The 15,941-nt window shown below is 66.1% G+C and carries 6 protein-coding genes, 1 other RNA gene and 2 pseudogenes; 6 read left to right on the top strand and 3 right to left on the bottom strand.

Going from position 1 to position 15,941, the window contains the following annotated elements; genetic code table 11:
* Nucleotides 1-18 precede the first annotated feature (18 nt).
* Both ACCQ09_RS03245 and ACCQ09_RS03240 read left to right on the top strand, forming a co-directional pair.
* On the top strand, nucleotides 19-1,485 hold the full coding sequence (locus ACCQ09_RS03245) for a cellulase family glycosylhydrolase (RefSeq protein ID WP_040940573.1): 1,467 nt from the start codon (nucleotides 19-21) through the stop codon (nucleotides 1,483-1,485).
* Nucleotides 1,486-2,159: 674 nt separating this feature from the next.
* Complete coding sequence (locus tag ACCQ09_RS03240; RefSeq protein ID WP_197708547.1) at nucleotides 2,160-4,286, top strand: methyl-accepting chemotaxis protein; 2,127 nt, start codon at nucleotides 2,160-2,162, stop codon at nucleotides 4,284-4,286.
* Between the two features lie 706 nt (nucleotides 4,287-4,992).
* On the opposite strand, the pseudogene ACCQ09_RS03235 reads toward ACCQ09_RS03240, so the two are convergent.
* Nucleotides 4,993-7,709, bottom strand: a pseudogene (locus tag ACCQ09_RS03235) (sensor domain-containing diguanylate cyclase).
* Nucleotides 7,710-7,744: 35 nt separating this feature from the next.
* Here ACCQ09_RS03235 and ACCQ09_RS03230 point away from each other — a divergent pair.
* From ACCQ09_RS03230 to ACCQ09_RS03220, 3 genes are all read left to right on the top strand, one after another.
* A non-coding RNA gene (locus ACCQ09_RS03230) (sX9 sRNA) lies at nucleotides 7,745-7,819 on the top strand.
* 191 nt (nucleotides 7,820-8,010) lie between these two features.
* Nucleotides 8,011-10,890: a M16 family metallopeptidase gene (locus ACCQ09_RS03225; protein WP_228428304.1), complete on the top strand. Its 2,880-nt coding sequence runs from the start codon at nucleotides 8,011-8,013 to the stop codon at nucleotides 10,888-10,890.
* A gap of 298 nt (nucleotides 10,891-11,188) precedes the next feature.
* The gene (locus tag ACCQ09_RS03220) at nucleotides 11,189-12,136 is read left to right on the top strand and encodes a GAF domain-containing protein (protein ID WP_175611691.1); all 948 of its coding nucleotides are present in this window, start codon (nucleotides 11,189-11,191) and stop codon (nucleotides 12,134-12,136) included.
* An 811-nt stretch (nucleotides 12,137-12,947) separates the two neighbouring features.
* Here the strand turns inward: ACCQ09_RS03220 and ACCQ09_RS03215 are convergent.
* Together ACCQ09_RS03215 and ACCQ09_RS03210 are read right to left on the bottom strand one after the other, a co-directional pair.
* Complete coding sequence (locus ACCQ09_RS03215) at nucleotides 12,948-13,958, bottom strand: hypothetical protein (RefSeq protein ID WP_115571920.1); 1,011 nt, start codon at nucleotides 13,956-13,958, stop codon at nucleotides 12,948-12,950.
* Nucleotides 13,959-14,112: 154 nt separating this feature from the next.
* Nucleotides 14,113-14,865 (bottom strand): DNA-formamidopyrimidine glycosylase family protein, encoded by a 753-nt coding sequence (locus ACCQ09_RS03210; RefSeq protein ID WP_228428305.1) that lies wholly within the window; start codon nucleotides 14,863-14,865, stop codon nucleotides 14,113-14,115.
* Nucleotides 14,866-14,950: 85 nt separating this feature from the next.
* On the opposite strand from ACCQ09_RS03210, the pseudogene ACCQ09_RS03205 reads away from it, so the two are divergent.
* Nucleotides 14,951-15,740: pseudogene (locus ACCQ09_RS03205) on the top strand (DUF72 domain-containing protein).
* Nucleotides 15,741-15,941 lie beyond the last annotated feature (201 nt).

Here is a 15,941-nt window from a genome sequence, read left to right as displayed (position 1 = left end):
TTCTCTAGGGAGACCACCATGTCCATGTTCAGGACCGCAAGCACACTCGCTTTGGCCACCGCCCTCGCACTGGCCGCCGGGCCGGCCTTCAGCTATTCCATCAACAGCAGCAGGCAGATCGTCGACGACAGCGGCAAGGTCGTGCAGCTCAAGGGCGTGAACGTGTTCGGCTTCGAAACCGGCAACCACGTGATGCATGGCCTGTGGGCACGCAACTGGAAGGACATGATCGTGCAGATGCAGGGCCTGGGCTTCAACGCCGTGCGCCTGCCGTTCTGCCCGGCCACGCTGCGCAGCGACACCATGCCGACCAGCATCGACTACAGCCGCAACGCCGACCTGCAGGGCCTGACCTCGCTGCAGATCCTCGACAAGGTGATCGCCGAATTCAACGCGCGCGGCATGTACGTGCTGCTGGATCACCACACCCCCGATTGCGCCGGCATTTCCGAGCTCTGGTACACCGGCTCCTATACCGAGGCACAGTGGCTGGCCGACCTGCGCTTTGTGGCCAACCGCTACAAGAACGTGCCGTATGTGCTCGGCCTGGATCTGAAGAACGAACCGCACGGCGCCGCCACCTGGGGCACCGGCAACGCTGCCACCGATTGGAACAAGGCTGCCGAGCGCGGCTCGGCCGCGGTGTTGGCGGTCGCGCCGAAATGGCTGATCGCGGTGGAAGGCATCACCGACAACCCGGTGTGCTCCACCAACGGCGGCATCTTCTGGGGCGGCAACCTGCAGCCGCTGGCCTGCACCCCGCTCAACATCCCGGCCAACCGCCTGCTGCTGGCCCCGCACGTGTACGGCCCCGACGTGTTCGTGCAGTCGTACTTCAACGACAGCAACTTCCCCAACAACATGCCGGCCATCTGGGACCGCCATTTCGGCCAGTTCGCCGGCACGCACGCGCTGTTGCTGGGCGAGTTCGGTGGCAAGTACGGCGAAGGCGATGCGCGCGACAAGACCTGGCAGGACGCGCTGGTGAAGTACCTGCGCAGCAAGGGCATCAACCAGGGCTTCTACTGGTCGTGGAATCCCAACAGCGGCGACACCGGCGGCATCCTGCGCGATGACTGGACCAGTGTGCGCCAGGACAAGATGACCCTGCTGCGCACGCTGTGGGGCACCGCCGGCGATACCACGCCAACGCCGACTCCCACACCTACGCCCACACCGACGCCCACACCGACACCGACGCCTACCCCCACGCCGACGCCCACCCCGGGCACCAGCACCTTCAGCACCAAGGTGATCGTGGACAACAGCTGGAACGGTGGCTATTGCAACCGCGTGCAGGTGACCAACACCGGCACCGCCAGCGGCACCTGGTCGATCGCGGTGCCGGTCACCGGCACGGTCAACAACGCCTGGAATGCGACCTGGTCGCAGAGCGGCAGCACGCTCAGGGCCAGCGGCGTGGACTTCAACCGCACCCTGGCAGCCGGCGCCACCGCCGAGTTCGGCTTCTGCGCCGCGAGCTGAGTGCACTGTGGCGGGTACGGCTCCCGTGCCCGCTACCTCTGCAACATGCAGTGGAATTGTGGAGGCGCGGCGTAGCAGGTTGATGACCACCTGCAGCGCTTAACCCACGACTTCGTAGGAGCGCCGTTGGGCGCGATGGGCATTCCCGATAACGCCCCATCGCGCCCAAGGGCGCTCCTACGTTTTTTTGGCGTCGGAACGTCGTAGAGCATCTGCACGGTCATCTGGTTGACGAAGACGCCGCAAGATCGCAGCGACAGCCCGGATCGAAGCGCAACGCCGCAGAACACGCAATATTCCTGTAGGAGCGCCCTCAGGCGCGATGAGGCATTCCCGATAAAGCCCATCGCGCCCAAGGGCGCTCCTACGAAGCTGCAACCTCGGAGCGCGTTCGAATCAGCATTCGCACATGTCGTGACGGCAACAGCGCTGCTCGATCGGATGCATCACGCAGCAATCCAATCACACGCGATGCCCCGTAGGAGCGCCCTCGGGCGCGATGAGGCATTCCCGATAACGCCCATCGCGCCCAAGGGCGCTCCTACGGGTTTCCGTGCGGCTGCAGACAAGCAGGCGCGGCCGCAGCTAGCATTAAATCGCCGCGTGAAACAGCCGATATCCACGACAACGCTCCCACGTCTTTGTGGACATCCTTCATGTATCTCGTCAGTTCGTTGCGCCGGCATGTTGCCAATCTCCCGCTCACCCGCAAGTTCGTCCTGTTGTGCACGCTGCTCGCCGTTGGCGTGATCCTGCTGGCGGTTGCCGCAGCGCGTCTGCAATACCTGGATCTTGTGGAAGCACGCAAGCTCAGCGTCAAGACCGAAGTGGAAATGGGCCTGACGGTGATGCAGCACTACGCCGACAAGGTGAAGGCCGGCGAGCTGAGCAAGCAACAGGCCATGGAAGCGGCGCGTACCACGCTGGCGGACATGCGCACCAATGACGGCGTGGATTACTTCTTCATCGTCGACCCGCAGATGCGCATCCTGATGCATCCCAAGCGGCCGGTCGGCACGGACATGTCCGATTACAAGAGTGACGCGGGGCAGTACGTCTACCGCGACATCAAGACCGCCATCGACAGCGGCGATGGCTTCAGCTACTACGACGCGCCCAAGCCCGGCAAGAAAGAGCAGTTGCCCAAGATCAGTTATGCCAAGGTGTTTCCGGCCTGGAACTGGGTGCTGGTGATGGGCGTGTACGCCGAAGACATCCAGGTGCAGGCGTGGGGATTCACCCGCACGCTGACGCTGATCGGCGGCGTGCTGGTGGCGATGGTGATCGGCCTGTGCTGGCTGATTGCCTCGGCCATGGCTGCACCGCTGCGTGCGGCAACGCGCACCGCCGAGGCGATTGCTTCGGGCCGCTTCGACAACGACATCCGCGTCGAGTCGCGCGATGAAACCGGCCAGCTGATGCACAGCATGGCGCAGATGCAAACCCAGCTGCAGCGCTTCAACGGCGAGATGCAGACCATGATCCGCCTGCAGCAGGGCGAAAACATCGCGCACCGCATCCCGGAGGATTTCCCCGGCGATTACGGCAGCCTGGCGCATGGTGTGAACACAGTGGTGTTCGAGCACCTGGACGCCATCAACGAAGCGATGGACGTGATGAGCGACTATGGCCGCGGCGATCTGCGCCGCGACATGCGCCGCCTGCCCGGCCAGCGCGCGGCGCTGCATGAGGCGCTGGACACGGTGAAGACCAATCTGTCGGCGATCAATGGCGATATCGCGCGACTTGCCGATGCCGCCGCGCGCGGCGATTTCTCCGCACGTGGCGACCAGGCGCGCTATCAGTTCGCGTTCGCGGAAATGGTGCAGGCGCTCAACCGCCTGATGCAGCAGGCCGACGCCGGCCTGGACGATGTCGGCCGCATCATGGCCGCGATCGCCGACGGCGATTTGTCGCAGCGGGTGGAATCGCATTACGAAGGTGCGTTCGGGCGCCTGGCCAATGCGGCCAACCGCACCGCGATCCAGCTCACTACTATCGTGCAAGGCATCCAGCAGTCGGCAGAGATGATCAACACCGCGGCCGGCGAGATCGCCAGCGGCAACTCCGACCTGTCCACGCGGACCGAGCATCAGGCCGCCAACCTCGAAGAAACCGCTGCGTCCATGGAGGAACTCACCTCCACCGTGCGCCAGAACGCCGACAACGCGCGCCAGGCCAATCAACTGGTCAAGGGCACCGGTGACGTAGCCGAAAGCGGCGGCCGCGTGGTGCAGGAAGTGGTCAGCACCATGCTGGCGATCACGCAATCGTCCGCACGCATTTCCGACATCATCGGGGTGATCGACGGCATCGCGTTCCAGACCAACATCCTCGCGTTGAATGCCGCGGTGGAAGCCGCACGTGCCGGCGAACAGGGCCGCGGCTTTGCCGTGGTGGCCAGCGAAGTACGCGCACTGGCGCAGCGCTCGGCTGGCGCGGCAAAGGAAATCAAACAGCTGATTTCCGACTCGGTGGAAAAGGTCGAGCAAGGCTCGGGCCTGGTGGAACAGGCCGGTAGCACCATGACCGAGGTGGTGAGTTCGGTGAAGCGGGTGACCGACATCATGGCCGAGATCACCGCCGCCAGTACCGAACAGAGCGCTGGCATCGAGCAGGTCAGCACCACGGTGATGCAACTGGACGAAATGACCCAGCAAAATGCCGCGCTGGTGGAAGAAGCCACCGCCGCGGCGCGCAGCCTGGAAGATCAGGCCGCCGAGCTGACGCGCGCAGTGTCGGTGTTCCGCTTGGTGCCGGCGCAGGCCGAGCAGCGGCAGCGGCACGTACAGGCCGCCTGACTTTCTGTATAAGGCGGGGACTGCACACCGCGGACGTTGGTGTGCAGTGCGCTAGCAGGCGCTTAGTGAGCTTCCGGGGCCGAGGCGATAGCAGACTTGTAATGAAGTGCCACGGTTTCTGCCGCGCTTTCGGTTGAGCGTTGGTGTTTCACTTCTGGCGTTTGCAATGTCAGACCAAATTCGCCTGCTGCATCTGCTACCTACGAAGCATTGACAATCCATACCTCGTGCGGAGGCAGTACCCTCAACGCGCTTGGCAACACTCTTCTGCCATCTTCTCCAGGCGAGATGGACGCAGTTGTTCGGTTGCATTGAAGTAACTGCCAACCGCTGCACCTGGCATGCGCTTACGTGTTTGATTGCTTTTTGCAATGCAGCCGTTCTATGCACATTCGACTTGCCATTCGATTGATCTGGGGCCCGTACCCTCATCCGCCCTGCGGGGACCTTCTCCCGACGGGAGAAGGAAGTGGTTGATCGGCTTGCTGCTAACGGCTGCTGGTGACTGCGTTTCGCCATGTATTGACGCAAGTGATGGCTGCTGTGTAGTGCCGCGACTCATGCGTACAACGCATTGACCGGCTGTCAGCGCACCAACGGTTCGATTGATCCAGCGCCGCACCCTCATCCGCCCTGCGGGCACTTCTCCCGATAAGAGAAGAAGACACGGCATGCAGACATCGTCGGTACAACCGCACACAGAAGCTCAGCGCGCCGCGTCACGCCCAGTGGGTGTATCGCCATCGCCACAGCGCGCACGCTTGGCGGCATACATCGCTTCATCGGCGGCGTGCATCAGGCTGGCAGTGTCGGCGGTGGTGCCGCGTTGCCAGGCCACGCCGATGCTGGGCTGGATCGGCAGCCATTGCTCGCCGAAGGTGGTGCCGGCAGCCACGTCGTTGCGGATGCGCTCGGCCACGGCGGCGCATTCGCGCTCCGGGGCGTGCAGGTCGTCCAGCAGCACCACGAATTCGTCGCCGGCCAGCCGCGCCACCAGATAGCGCGTGCCTACTGCCTGCTGCAGGCAGCGGCCGAACGCCACCAGCACGGCGTCGCCGGCGCGATGGCCGTGCACGTCGTTGATCCGCTTGAAGCCATCCAGGTCCAGGAACATCACCGCCACCGCGGTGTGCTGCTGCTGTGCATGCGTCACCGCGGTCTGCAATGCTTCCGACCAGGCGTGACGATTGGGCAGGCCGGTGAGCGCGTCGCGGGTGGCGCGCTCGTGCATCAAGCGGTGCAGGGTCTTGTGCGCGGTGACATCCTGCGCCATCAGGAAAAACCCTTGCACCTGCGCCTGCGTGCCCTTGGTTGCCGGCACCAGGGTGATCTCCACATCGCGTGCGCTTGCACCGGCCTGCAGCACGTAGTCGAAGGTGGCGCGCTCGCCGCGGGCGGCCGCAGCGAGCGCGGCGTACACCGGCTCGCCCAAGTCGTCGCCCAACAGGCGGGTGATGTGGCAGCCGACCAGACTGTTCGGGTCCACGCCCAGCCAGCTGCGGTGTGCCTCGTTGGCGAACAGGCAGCGCTGCGCGGCGTCGAACTGGCTGACCAGCGTGGGCGTGGCGTCGCTGATCGCCCGCAGCCGCGCTTCGCTTTCGGCAAGCCGTTCGGCGGCGACATGCTGTTCGGTGACGTCCAGCACCTGCGAGACGAAATGCACCGGCGCGCCGTCGCTATCGCGCACCAACGACACCGACAGCAGCGTCCATAGCACCGCGCCCTGCCGGCTGACATAGCGCTTGGACAAGGTGTAGCTGTTGCGCTTGCCGTCCAGCAGCTCACCGAGCAAGGCCAGATCCACATCCAGATCGTCCGGGTGGGTGACGTCCTGGAAGGTCATGCCCAGCAGCTGCGTGCGTGAGTAGCCCAACAGGGTGCAGAGCGCGGAGTTGATCTCGCTCCAGCGGCCTTCCAGCGAGACGATGGCCATGCCCTGCGGCGCGGTGTCAAAGGCGCCACTGAAGCGCTTAGCGGCCAGCTGTGCGGCAGCCTGCGCCTGCAGTTCGGCGGTGACGTCGATGGCCATCGCCAGGTAGCCGGTCAGGCCCTGCTGCGCGTCCTGGATCACGTTGAAACTCAAGCGCACGCGGCGCTGGCTGCCGTCCTTGCGCAGTAGCGTCCACACTTCCTGCTCCAGCAGGTCACCGGCTGCGGCGGCAGCCAATGCCACATACGAAGGCGCGGGCACGGCCAGCGTGGCGCGGTGGCGTGCGAGTTCTTCGGGCAGATGGAATTGTGTCGGGCACTGCCCCATGACCTCGGCGGCGGTGTAGCCCAGCAAGCGTTCGGCCCCAGGGTTGAACACGTCGATGTGCCCGCGCGGGTCGAACACGATGATGGCCACATCGCGCGAGGCGTCCACCAGGGCCTGCAGGCGCGCGCGCTCGGCCGCCAACGCGGCGGAGGCATCCTTGAGCTGGGTAATGTCGTGCATCACGCACACCGCGCCCAGGGCCACGCCGTGGTCGCCATCGATGGGGTCGGCGTTGCACAGCACGCTGCGTGGCGGCTGGCCGGTGGCACGGATCACCAGTTCGGCGTTGCGCACATGCTCGCCGCGCCAGGCGCGTACCAGCGGGATCGCGTCGGTGGGCAGCACGGTGCTGCCATCGGCGGCGTAGAGATCGAAGTGCTGTGCCCATTGCGCCGGTGGCAGCACGCGCGGGTCGGTGCCGTGCCATTGCCGCGCGGCATGATTGAACTCGCGCAGCAGGCCGTCGGTGCCGCAGGCCACCACGCCATCGGGCATGGCTTCCAGCAACAGGCTCAAGGTCTGCCGCTGCGCCTGCGCATCCAGGCGGTCGCGGCGCGCCTCCAGCTGATTGACGGCCTGACGCGCCAGCCGGATCAAGGCCTGTTTCTGGTTCTCGTCGAGCACGCGCGGCCTGGTGCTGAGCATGCACAAGGTGCCGTAGGCATAGCCCTCGCGGCCGATCAGCGGCACGCCCACATAGGAGCGAATGCCCGGCGCGGCGGTCACCAACGGGTTGTGCGTGAACCGTGGGTCGGCGATGGCATCGGGCACTTCCAGCAGGTCGGTGCCCATCACCGTGTACGAGCAGAACGACACGCTACGCGGCGTGCCTTCCAGATCGGTGCCGCAGCGCGCCTTGAACCACTGGCGGTCGGCATCCAGCAGGGAAATCAGCGCCATCGGCGAACCGCTGATATGCGCGGCCAGCCAGGCGAGGTCGTCGAATTCGGCTTCGGCCGCGGTGTCCAGCACCCCCAGCCGGCGCACCGCATCCACGCGCAAGGCGTCGTTGGCGGGGATCGGGACGGGCGGCGACAGGGCGGTCATGAAGGAATCGGCTGACAGGTCGGATGACGGTGGGTCGCCCCAGATAACGGCAAGGCGACGGGCAACTTGAGCCGGCGCGGCCGGGGCCGCTTGGAGCAGCTATCAAAACGACTGCGCAGCCGCCAGGCGGACGCGGCCGGTGCTCGGAATCGGCATGTACCCACGTACATTCCGGTTCCTCCGCGCCGTCCGCACCCACCTGACGACTGCTCGCTACGTTTTGTTAGCCGCGCTTAGTCCCGTGGCCATTGCCGCCTTGCCCACGTGGCCGGCACTGCCTCGATGCACATCCATCTGCTTGCTGCGGTGCCGAAGGTTTGCCAGGCATCCGGCCAGCCCGCCCTACCCTGACCACCGGCATTTGCGACGCCGCCAGGCAACCACTACCCTCGGCCGATTGTCCTGCCCCTGGAGTGTCACATGCTGCGTCCGTTGTCCTTGTTGATCGCCGGCGTGCTCGGCGTTGCTGCCGGTACCGTTCCGCCCGCCGCACAGGCCGCCCCGGCCAGCCTGTCCAAGACTGCGAACAGCAGCGCCATTCCCGACATCGCCTACACCCGCTTCACCCTGCCCAACGGCCTGACCGTGGTGGTGCATGAAGACCACAAGGCGCCGGTGGTGGCGGTGAGCATCTGGTACCACATCGGTTCCGGCGACGAGCCGGCCGGCAAGACCGGCTTCGCGCACCTGTTCGAGCACCTGATGTTCTCCGGCTCGGAAAACAACAAGGGCAGCTTCTTCGCGCCGCTGGAAAAGGTCGGCACCACCGACATGAACGGCACCACCTGGTTCGACCGCACCAATTACTTCGAAACCGTGCCGACCACCGCGCTGGATACCGCGCTGTGGCTGGAATCGGACCGGATGGGCCACCTGCTCGGCGCCATCGGCCAGGAAGAACTCGACACCCAGCGCGGCGTGGTGCAGAACGAAAAGCGCCAGGGCGAAAACCGCCCCTATGGCCGCGTGGACCAGAACATCCTGTCCAACCTGTTCCCGGCCAACCATCCGTACCAGCACGACACCATCGGCTCGATGGAAGACCTGGACGCGGCCTCGCTGGCGGATGTCAAACAGTGGTTCAACGATAACTACGGCGCGGCCAACACCACCCTGGTGCTGGCCGGCGACATCACCGTGGCGCAGGCCCGCGCCAAGGCCGAGCAGTACTTTGGCGATATCCCGTCCGGCAAGCCGGTGGCGCGTCAGCAGCCGTGGGTGACCCCGCTGGCCGCACAGAAGCGCGGGGTGCAGCACGACCATGTGTCGCAGCCGCGCATCTACCGCACCTGGGCCGCGCCGCAGCTGGGCACCGACGACATGATCCAGCTGGATCTGGCCACCACCGTGCTGGGCGGCGGCAAGACCTCGCGGCTGTACCAGCGCCTGGTCTATCAGGACCAGCTGGTGGACGACGTCTCCGCGGCGATCCAGCCGTTCGCGCTGGCCAGCCAGATGCAGATCCAGGCCGACGTGAAAGATGGCGTGGACCCGGCCAAGGTCGAGGCCATCATCGATGAAGAGCTGAAGAACTTCCTCGCCGAAGGGCCCACCGCCGACGAACTGCAACGTGCCCAGGTGGCCTACCGCGCCGGCTTTGTGCGCGGCCTGGAGAAGGTGGGCGGCTTTGGTGGCAAGGCGGTGATCCTGGCCGAGGGCCAGGTCTATCGTGGCGACCCGGGTGCCTACAAGCAGGACCTGCAGCGCGGCCAGGCCGCCACCATCGGCAGCGTCAAGCAGGCCGCATCGACCTGGTTCGGCAAGGGCGACTACCTGCTCACCGTACTGCCGGCCGGCAAGGACTTCGACCCCGCCGCCGAAGACAAGGCCGTGGTCGCGCGTGGCACCGAGCCGGGCAAGCCTGCGCCCAAGCTGCCGGCGGCGGCCAAGTACAAGGTTACCGCCAGCAAGCTCGATCGCAGCAAGGGCGTGCCCGACACCGCCAGCTTCCCGGACCTGAGCTTCCCGCAGCTGCAGCGCGGCAAGCTGAAGAACGGCGTGGAAGTCATCCTGGCCGAACGCCACACCATCCCGGTCACCCAGGTGGAGCTGTTGTTCGACGCCGGCTACGCCGCCGACCAGGGCAAGAAGCTTGGCACCGCCAGCTTCAGCGCCGCGCTGATGAACGAGAGCACCGCGTCGCTGGATTCGGTGGAAGTGGCGCAGCGCCGCCAGCGCCTGGGCGCCATCACCGAGGTGGGCTGCGATCTGGACAGCTGCAGCGCCTCGCTGAATGCCCTCAACGACCAGCTGCAGCCGTCGCTGCAATTGTTCTCCGACATCGTGCGCAACCCGGCCTTCAAGGCGGCGGACATCGAACGCATCCGTGGCCAGTGGCTGGCCGGGATCGCGCAGGAAAAGACCCAGCCCAACAGCCTGGGCCTGCGGGCGCTGCCGCCGCTGCTGTACGGCGACAAGCATCCGTACGGCATCCCGCTTACCGGCAGCGGCACCGAGGCGGCAATCAAGAGCCTCAATGCCAAGGACCTGCAGGCCTTCCACAGCCAGTGGCTGCGTCCGGACAACCTGCGCATCCTGGTAGCCGGCGATACCACGCTGGCGCAGATCATCCCGCAGCTGGATGCCGCCTTCGGCGACTGGAAGGCCCCGGCCGCACCGGTGCCGAAGAAGAACCTGGTCAACGTGGCCGCGCAGCCCAAGCCGCGCGTCTACCTGATCAACCGCCCGGACGCACCGCAATCGGTGATTCTGGCCGGCCTGCTGGCACCGTCGACCAAGGCGCCGGACAACTTGGCAATTACGGTGGCCAATGGCGCCTTCGGCGGCACCTTCACCTCGCGCTTGAACATGAACCTGCGTGAGAACAAGCGCTGGGCCTACGGTGCGCGCACCCAACTGGTAGATGCGCAGGGCCAGCGGCCATACATGTTTGCCGCGCCGGTGCAGACCGACAAGACCGCCGAATCCGCCAATGAAATCTTCAAGGAAGCCACGGCCATCATCGGCGACAAGCCGCTGACCACAGAGGAGATCGAGAAGATCAAGAACCAGCGCATCCGCGCCCTGCCCGGCAGCTTCGAAACCACTGGTGCGGTGCTCGGTGCGATTGAGGGCATCGTGCAGTTCGACCGCCCGGACAACTACGTGCAGACGCTCAAGCCGCGCCTGGAAGCGATCGATCAGCCGGCCGCACAAGCCGCCATCAAGGACATCATCGCGCCCAACGCGATGACCTGGGTGATCGTGGGCGACCTGAAGAAGATCGAAGCCCCGGTGCGCGCGCTCAAGCTGGGCGAGGTGCAGGTGCTGGACACCGACGGCAAGCCGGTCAAGCGCTGATCGGCACGGCCGCGCAGCCCCCTCCCAAAGGCAGGCGCGGCCGATCCGTGGGAACCGATAGGCACAACGTAGGCGGCGGTTCTGCGAGCCGTCCGCACGCGTCCAGACGGTGGCCTGCTGGATCTCGGCAGCCGTGCGAACGCCGAGCATTGCAGCCACATGGCAATGCGCAGGGCAGCGCGCGTTACCGTTAGTGCATGATCGCGTTTACTGCCTGCGTGCGCGCAGGTGATATCCACGCCACGTTATCGGCCTGCCCGCTAGCGTGGCGTCCTTCCTTGCTGACATGGCGCATTCAATGAAAGACATGCCGATGGCAGACGAAGCGTCGCGCCAACAGGTGTTGGATGGCTATCGCATCGTCGACAGCCTGCCCGAAGACACCTACCAGGACATCGTGCAGGTGGCCGCATCGCTGTGCGAGACGCCGATTGCCCTGATGTCGCTGGTGGACCGCGACCGCCAGTGGTTCAAGGCCCGCTTAGGGCTGGACCTGCAACAGACCGACCGCAGCCAGGCGGTATGCGACCACGCGATCCGCAGCCCGGACCACTTGATGGAAGTGCCGGACCTGACCAAGGACCCGCGCTTCACCGATATTTCGGTGGTCACCGGCGAGGTGGGCGCGCGTTTCTACGCGGGCATGCCGCTGGTGACCTCCGAGGGCGTGGCGCTGGGCACGGTCTGCGTGCTGGACACCGAACCGCGCGCCCTCAACGAGGCCCAGCGCACCGGGCTGCAAGCGCTGGCCCGCGTCGCCATGCGCCTGTTGGACGAACGCCAGCGCGAACTGCAGCGCGAACGTGACGCCATCCTGCAACCGGCCGCTCCTGCGGCGGCGGCGGGCACCGCGACCATTACCGACGCCGACACCGGCTATCACCTGGTAATTCTGGAAGTGCAGGAACTGGCCGCCCTGGCCCAGCAGCAAAGCGAGCGCCTGCTCGGACGTGCGTTGCAACAGCTCGACCAGACCCTGGCCAGCTTTCTGCAGGCCAGCGGCGACAGCGTGGACCGGGTCACCGACAGCGCCGAGTTCATCGCGGTGCTGCGCGGCAACGATGCCGAACGCAAGTTGCAGGGGCTGCGCGAGATCGCCGAGCAGCAGCATGCGCATGGCCTGACCGTGCTGGTAGGCGAGGCTTACGCCGCGCGCGCCGACGAGCCGATCGGCCAGGTCTTCCTGCGGGCCGAAGTGGCGCTGAGCGCGGAGAAGGATCGCTACCGGCAGGGACTGGCGCAGTAGCGCCAGAGGACCGCAGGCACGCATCCGCAGCCTTGTGGATGTGTGCGGCGGTGGTGGCGACTGGGGTGTTTGTTCTCAGCCAGGCGTAACGCTGCATCGGTTTGAACAACGCGTCTCGTGGAAGCGCTGACGCATCCGCATTTGCAGATGCGCTGCAGACCAGGATCTGCGTCGTTTCAGGTATCGCGCAACTTTAAAAAAAATGGACGCCCCCTGCGCACGTCCTTGCCCGGCACTCACGCCAGACAGCAACCGCACTCTTAACGACGCAAGCGCGGTTGCATTGATGCGCTGATGCAGCGATCACCCTGCACTGCCACGCCGTCGTCCATCCGACTGGATCTACGTCGTCTCAGGTACCGCTTAGCCTTCAGAAAAAATGGACGTCCCTTGCGCACGTCCTTGCTCGCATCCACGGCAAGCAGCAACCGCACTTTCAACGGCCCGCGCGCAGTTACATTGATGCGCCGATGCAGCGATCACCCTGCACTGCCACGCCGTCGTCCAGTCGAACTGCGCGCACTTAAGCGCCCGCAAGCAGCTGAGATGCGCTGCTGCGTTGCACGGATCGATGACCAAGGACCTTCGCAGCGCCGGCAAGGTGCGTGCCTGGCGTTGGCGATAAGAGGTGTAAGACGCCACGCCTACGTAATCCACGCGCGGCATCGGCGCCCCCATTCGCAACGACGACGCGCACCGAAACAAGCGCACCACACAAAACCGCGACCACCAGCGCACTCAACGCAATGCCCCGCGACAGGTCACGCGAACCATAGCCTTCGCAACGAACCCTATGCGATGTGCACGCGGATCACCCAGCCGCACACTGCTTGAGTTGGCGATCCGCGTACCACAGCGCGCGGCGCGCCAGGTCGTAGGCGCTGTCGGCCTGCCGCGGCAGCAACTGCGCGGCCAGGACCGGATCGGCGCCGTTGTTCAAGGCGTGCTCGGCACGCTCCAGGTCGGCCAGGTGGCCGCGGACCGTGCTGAGCAAAGGCGTGCGCGTGGCCGCTTCGCAACGGGCGCTGCGTTGCTCCAGCGCCGCCAATGCATCGCGGATGCGCCGGCTGGCCTCGCCCTTGAGATCTGGCAGGCTCTCGTGCGCGATCGGCGCCGCCTTGTACGCATCGCCGGTGGCAGCGCTGCCCATCTCGGCCTGGTTGCCGGCCAGCGCCGGGTTGAAGCGCACCTCCGGCGGCGGCCGTGCCTTGGCCACCTGCGTCTGCGGCCCGTTGATCTTGTCGTTGAGCTTCTTCATGCCGCGATTGAGTCCCTGCATCGCCACATCGCCCAGCGTGCCATCGCTCTTCCAGTCCTTGGCAAAGCGCGTTTCCTGGTACTGCACCGGGTTGACCCGCTCCATCACGCTGCGCGTTTTGGCTGCCACGCGGGCATCGTCCATGCCCGGCGGCACCGCACCGGCCTGCGCCAGCGGATCGATCTGCGCGCCGGGTGGCATGCGCAGGCGTCCTTCGCGGGTGTACAGCTGGGCGGCCATCGACGCCTCGGCAGGCGCGGTCGCGGTGGATGCGGCCACCTGCCGGGGTGGCGGCGGCGTGCGTGTGGGCGGCAGTGCGGCGCGGGCCGCGGCCGTGGCGGCACGCGGGCGTTGCGCACGCTGTTGCGGTGTGGGCGGCTGCACGGCCTGCGGCAGGGTCGGCAGCGCGCGTGGCACGAAGTACACCTGCAAGCTGTCGTCGTGCCGGACGCTGTCGCGCGGCGGCGGCATGTACAGCAACAGACAGGCAAGAAAGAACAGGATCGCGCCCGTGCATGCGGCAGCGGCAACATGCGGGATAAGCGATTCCTGCTTGCGAGTCATCACAATGCGGCAGACCAAAAGGGGGGTGATAAGCGGGCGCCGACGCCTCGGGGCGCCGCGCAACGCGCAAATCTAGCGGGCCGCGCGGACCGGCGCGTTTGGAATTCGTTGTCTGCCGGCATCGGGCCAGCCGCCATTCACGTTGCGACGGAGGTCACGCTTCCTCCAGCCGGTAGCGGCGTTGGCACACCTCGCAGAAGAACGCCCGCCGGCCGGCCTTGCCCAGGTGCTTGCGGTATTGCAGCGGCGCGCCATCGCGCGGGCAAGTGGTTTTGGTGTGCACCTGGTAGTGCTTCTTCAGCACGAAGGCCTTTTTCCAGGTGTAGAAATCAAAACTGTACTCGCGCGCCTGCGTGACCAGTTCGCCCAGCTTGCGCGCCGGCAAGGCGCCGACCTGGCTTTCCGGATGCACGCGGATGCGGTGCAGCACTTCGTTCTTGATGATGTTGCCCACGCCGGAAAAAATGCTCTGGTCCAGCAGCGCATCGGCGGCCAGCAGCTGCGGGGCGGCACGCAACTTGCGCCGTGCCTGCGCGGCATCCCACAGCGGATTCATCACATCCGCACTCCAGTCGTACACCTCATCCAGCGGGCGTTCGATGAACTGCACCGAGCAGGCGTAGAAATTGAGTGTCTCGCCCTTGGAAAATTCCAGCCTCAGCCGCGGCACGGCGTTGGGTTTGTCTTCGTTGATGCGGTAACTGCCGAACAACAGGAAGTGGATGCGCACGCTGAACTGCGCGCATTCGATCAACAGATGCTTGCCCCAGCTGCGCAGCGCCAGCACTTTTTGCTGTTGCAGACGGGCGATGTCCTGCCTGCTGTTGCCCTGCACGCGCAGGATCTTGCGGCCGACAAACGCCGCGGCTTCTTCTCGCAGGATGACAAGGGACGGACCTTCAGGCATGCCATCAGTATCGAAGCGCGGCGTGAGTCGGCCGTGAGCGCAGTGCAGACATCGTGCAGACGCGCCTGCCTGCATACAGTGCGGCGTGTCCACCTCCGCACCGCCCCCGCAGCCCGCTGCCACCGCCCTGCCACGGGTGTATTGCGGCTGCGCGGGCTGGTCGATTCCCGCAGCCGAGCGCGCACAGTTCGGCGCCGGCAGCAGCGTGCTGCAGCGCTATGCCACGCGCCTGGATGCAGTGGAGATCAACTCCTCGTTCTATCGCCCGCATCGCGCGTCCACTTACGCGCGTTGGGCCGACAGCGTGCCAACGCACTTTCGCTTTTCGGTCAAGCTGCCGCGCAGCATCAGCCACGATGCGCGGCTGCACCAGGCCGGTCCATTGCTGGACGCGTTTGGCGCAGGCGGGCGCGCTGGGCGAGCGCCTGGGCTGCCTGCTGCTGCAGTTGCCGCCCAGCGCGGTATTCGATGCACGCGTGGCGGCCAGCTTCTTTGCCGTCCTGCGCCGGCGCTGGGACGGCGCAGTGGTGTGCGAGCCGCGCCATCCCAGCTGGTTCACCGCCCAGGCGCAGGCGCTGCTGCACCGCCACCGCATCGCGCGGTGTGCGGCCGACCCGGCACCGGTGCCTGCCGCCGCGCTGCCCGACGCGCCAGGCATGCCCGGCGCGCCGGCATATTGGCGCTGGCACGGCACCCCCAAGGTCTATTACAGCGGATACGACAACGCCGCCTTGCAGCGCCTGGCGGCCGCGGTCCGCAGCGGCATGGCCGCGCATGCGGCGAGCGAGCAGTGGGTGATCTTCGATAACACTGCTGCCGGGCTGGCCGTGCCCAATGCCTTGCAGCTGCAACAGCTGCTGGGAATCGGCCGCTAGCGCGCGGTGGCGCGCATCTTGCAACAGCCCTGACATGTGACACGCACCGCCGTGTGCTCAAGCTGCGCTGGCACAGGCCGATAGGCCTGAATCGGCAGTGTGGCCTTGCATCACGCGGCATTGCGCGAGATCACGTTGCTGAACCCCGTTTGCCGCGTGCGGCGTGCCGGTCCCCCGACACAGCGCCTGCGGCTCCACCCG

This window comes from Xanthomonas sp. NCPPB 2586 (genome assembly GCF_041475775.2).
GTDB lineage: Bacteria > Pseudomonadota > Gammaproteobacteria > Xanthomonadales > Xanthomonadaceae > Xanthomonas > Xanthomonas campestris.
Note: the sequence above shows the minus strand (reverse complement) of the source record. Positions and strands in the feature narration are given on the sequence as shown.

What these genes read in the sequence shown, in the direction of transcription:
- ACCQ09_RS03245 (WP_040940573.1), top strand. Translation starts at nt 19, where the DNA reads ATGTCCATGTTCAGGACCGCAAGCACACTCGCTTTGGCCACCGCCCTC.
- ACCQ09_RS03225 (WP_228428304.1), top strand. Translation starts at nt 8,011, where the DNA reads ATGCTGCGTCCGTTGTCCTTGTTGATCGCCGGCGTGCTCGGCGTTGCT.
- ACCQ09_RS03220 (WP_175611691.1), top strand. Translation starts at nt 11,189, where the DNA reads ATGAAAGACATGCCGATGGCAGACGAAGCGTCGCGCCAACAGGTGTTG.
- ACCQ09_RS03215 (WP_115571920.1), bottom strand. Translation starts at nt 13,958, where the DNA reads ATGACTCGCAAGCAGGAATCGCTTATCCCGCATGTTGCCGCTGCCGCA.
- ACCQ09_RS03210 (WP_228428305.1), bottom strand. Translation starts at nt 14,865, where the DNA reads ATGCCTGAAGGTCCGTCCCTTGTCATCCTGCGAGAAGAAGCCGCGGCG.